This is a genomic window from Nostoc sp., from assembly GCF_041747015.1.
Classification (GTDB): Bacteria; Cyanobacteriota; Cyanobacteriia; order Cyanobacteriales; family Nostocaceae; genus Nostoc.
In genome coordinates, this window is the sequence record NZ_JBGTFY010000177.1 from 1 (window position 1) to 3,083 (window position 3,083).

At 42.5% G+C, this 3,083-nt stretch carries 4 protein-coding genes; all 4 read left to right on the forward strand.

The features are described 5' to 3' along the window. Positions 1-869: glucose 1-dehydrogenase (locus ACEW80_RS14470; RefSeq protein WP_373527254.1), on the forward strand; the 869-nt coding region annotated here is incomplete at its 5' end. A 24-nt stretch (positions 870-893) separates the two neighbouring features. Continuing rightward, positions 894-1,442: a nuclear transport factor 2 family protein gene (locus ACEW80_RS14475; protein ID WP_373527255.1), complete on the forward strand. Its 549-nt coding sequence runs from the start codon at positions 894-896 to the stop codon at positions 1,440-1,442. Between the two features lies 1 nt (position 1,443). Continuing rightward, positions 1,444-1,896, forward strand: a complete 453-nt coding sequence (locus tag ACEW80_RS14480; RefSeq protein WP_373527256.1) for a nuclear transport factor 2 family protein — start codon at positions 1,444-1,446, stop codon at positions 1,894-1,896. Positions 1,897-1,920: 24 nt separating this feature from the next. Next, positions 1,921-2,958 (forward strand): aldo/keto reductase, encoded by a 1,038-nt coding sequence (locus ACEW80_RS14485; protein WP_373527257.1) that lies wholly within the window; start codon positions 1,921-1,923, stop codon positions 2,956-2,958. The last annotated feature ends 125 nt before the right edge of the window (positions 2,959-3,083 follow it).

A 3,083-nucleotide genomic window follows, 5' to 3' on the forward strand; every position in this document is an offset into this window, starting at 1 on the left:
GTAAAGCAATCGGTGCTAGAGTTGTAGGATTAGCTGCTGCCACAATCAGTAATAGCGCGATCGCGAATACTCAAAAACCACCAGCGCCAGCAAGCGGTAAAGCAAATTCTAACGGTAGATTCAAAGACAAAGTTGTTCTAATTACTGGAGCAACTTCTGGAATTGGAGAATCCACAGCTTACGCCTTCGCAAAAGAAGGAGCAAAAGTATTTTTCTGCGGACGGCGTGAAAACTTGGGCAAACAGATTGAAGCTAGAATTAAAGGCTTGGGTGGTGAAGCAACTTATATGCAGGCTGATGTCAGAAAAGAAGCAGATGTTAAAGCCTTAATTGATGCTTGCGTAACTAAGTACGGTCGAATTGATATTGCTTTTAACAATGCAGGAATTGAAAGTTCTCCTAAAGTGATCGCCGATCAGTCTTTGGATGATTGGACAAACGTAATGACAACTAACGCGACAGGTGTTTTTCTGTCGATGAAGTACGAACTACCTGTAATGCTGAAGCAAAAAGGCGGAGTAATAGTGAATAACGCCTCTGTGTCAGGTCATGTAGGGTTTGGCACAATTAGCCCTTACAGTGCCAGCAAACACGCAATTCTGTCCTTAACAAAAGTTGCAGCCTTGGAGTATTCAGACAAAAATATTCGAGTTAATTCTGTCTCACCAGGTGCCGTTGATACACCGATGCTGAGGAGAGCATTAACTGCTTGGAATACCAATTTTGAGACTGTCTCTAAAGAGTATCCACTCAAAAGGATCGTTAATGCCGAGGAGATCGCCAGAGCGGTTATGTGGTTGGGTTCTGATGATGCCAGTTGTATTGTAGGCATGGACATAGATGCTACTGGCGGTTACTTGACTAAATAAATTTCGTAACTCTTCAACAGAAAAATGTTAAACCGACAGACACGGAAAGATTTTTTAAACTTGGGAGCGATTGCAGGTTTCTCCTTTCTTTTAGGTAGTCAGGACTTATTAGGACAAAAAGCTACGGCACAAACAAGCAATACGGAACATCCAAATGTAGCGATTGTTAAACGCTATTACGAAGCTTATGGCAAAGGCGATGTAGCCACTGTGCGAGAAATTTTTGCTCCCAATATTATTTGGCGAATACCTGGTCATCATCCCTTATCCGGTGCGAAACGTGGCGCGGATGAAGTGCTTGCCTTTTTTGAGCAACTAGCTAAAGCCAATTTCAAGGCAGAGGTTTTGTTTTTGGGAGGTAATGACAAGTATGTAGTGGATTGTGATCGAGGCTATGGTGAGGCGGGTGATGCCAAGCTTGACATTTTGTGGTGTCTTGTCTTTCGGATTCAAAAAGGGAAAATCGCTGAAGTCACAAACTTTGCAGGTGACCAACACGCTGCTGATACCTTTTTCTGGTCTGTCTACCAACTTAAACCTATTCCTGATCGCTTGACAACAACAAGGAGATAAAATGACTGACCGGGATCGAAGTCTGCGCCACCAGCAGGTAATTAAAGATTTTCTGCGCCTGCTTGAGGAAAAAAACATTAATGATTGGATAAAACTATGGGCAGATAATGGCGTTCAAGAAATGCCTTACTCTCCTAGTAGCTTTCCCACTCGGATCGATGGCAAAGCTGCAATCTATCGTCATTATCAAGGCTTACCCAACGCTTACAGCCGCATGAGCTTTCCTGACCTCACAATTTACCCAATGCTCGACCCTAACTGGCTAGTTGCTGAGTACCGAGGAGAAATCGACATCGCCGCCACAGGCAAAGCATATAACAATATTTACTGCGCTTTATTTCATTTGCGTGATGCTCAAATTGTGCTATTTAGGGAATATTTCAATCCCATTATTTTAAATGACGCTTTTAGCGACTTCTCATCACTGGGATCTACTTTCAATCTATCCAAATAACAAACAATAGGAGATTTATTGACTATGCACTATAAACTTTTAGGTAAAAGCGGTTTAAGAGTTTCTGAACTCTGTTTAGGAACAATGACTTTTGGTGAAGATTGGGGTTGGGGAGCTTCCAAAGATGAAAGCCGTCAAATTTTTGACGCTTTTGTCTCAGCAGGTGGAAACTTTATCGACACAGCTAACGGCTATACAGATGGTTCTAGTGAAAAGATTGTCGGCGATTTTATTGCTTCAGATAGAGAACGATTTGTGCTTGCGACTAAATACTCGTTTCCTTTACAAATGAACGATAAAGCTAGTAATCCCAACGGTAGCGGTAATCATCGCAAAAATATGATGCAGTCTCTAGAAGGTAGCCTAAAACGCCTCAACACTGACTATATCGATTTATTTTGGCTCCACGCTTGGGACTTCATGACACCCATTGAAGAAGTAATGCGAAGTCTTGATGATATGGTACGCGCTGGAAAGGTACTATACATCGGCATTTCGGATGCACCTGCTTGGATTGTGGCGCAAGCGAATACGTTAGCGCAGTGTTACGGCTGGACACCTTTTGTGGCTTTACAAGTTGAGTATAGTTTGGTGCAAAGAACTCCCGAACGAGACTTATTACCAATGGCAAAAGCATTTGACTTAGCGGTTACACCTTGGAGTCCTTTGGGTGGTGGCGTGCTAACAGGAAAGTATAACAAGTCTCAGGGGAATGGTGAGGAACAAAAGCGCTTAGATAAGATTTCTGACAAAAACTTAGCGATTTCTGAAGTTGTTAGTCAAGTCGCTAATGAAATTGGACATTCACCTTCTCAAGTTGCTCTAGCGTGGTTACTAACTCAAAGCGGTTTAACTATCCCAATTATTGGGGCGCGGAAGTTGTCACAGTTTGAAGATAATTTAGCTTGCCTTGATGTTGCGCTTGCGCCGGAGCATCTACAAAAACTAAATGAAGTTAGTCAAATTGAACTGGGTTTCCCTCATGACTTTCTTGGTAGCGACATGATCCGCGATCGCTTATTTGGCGGTACGTTCAACACAATTAAAAATCATCGTCTCTAAGTACAGGAATCGTTTTCAAAATTGCTACCAAAATCGTAAGATGGTGAGATGAAAAATCACCTCTTACCCCAAATTCCTCCTTGTACTTGGAATCGTCCCATTGGCTTAGGATGGGACAAACCCTA

Bases quoted from the DNA above. Each gene is read 5' to 3' on its own strand.
- ACEW80_RS14485 (WP_373527257.1), top strand. From the start codon at position 1,921: ATGCACTATAAACTTTTAGGTAAAAGCGGTTTAAGAGTTTCTGAACTC.
- ACEW80_RS14480 (WP_373527256.1), top strand. From the start codon at position 1,444: ATGACTGACCGGGATCGAAGTCTGCGCCACCAGCAGGTAATTAAAGAT.
- ACEW80_RS14475 (WP_373527255.1), top strand. From the start codon at position 894: ATGTTAAACCGACAGACACGGAAAGATTTTTTAAACTTGGGAGCGATT.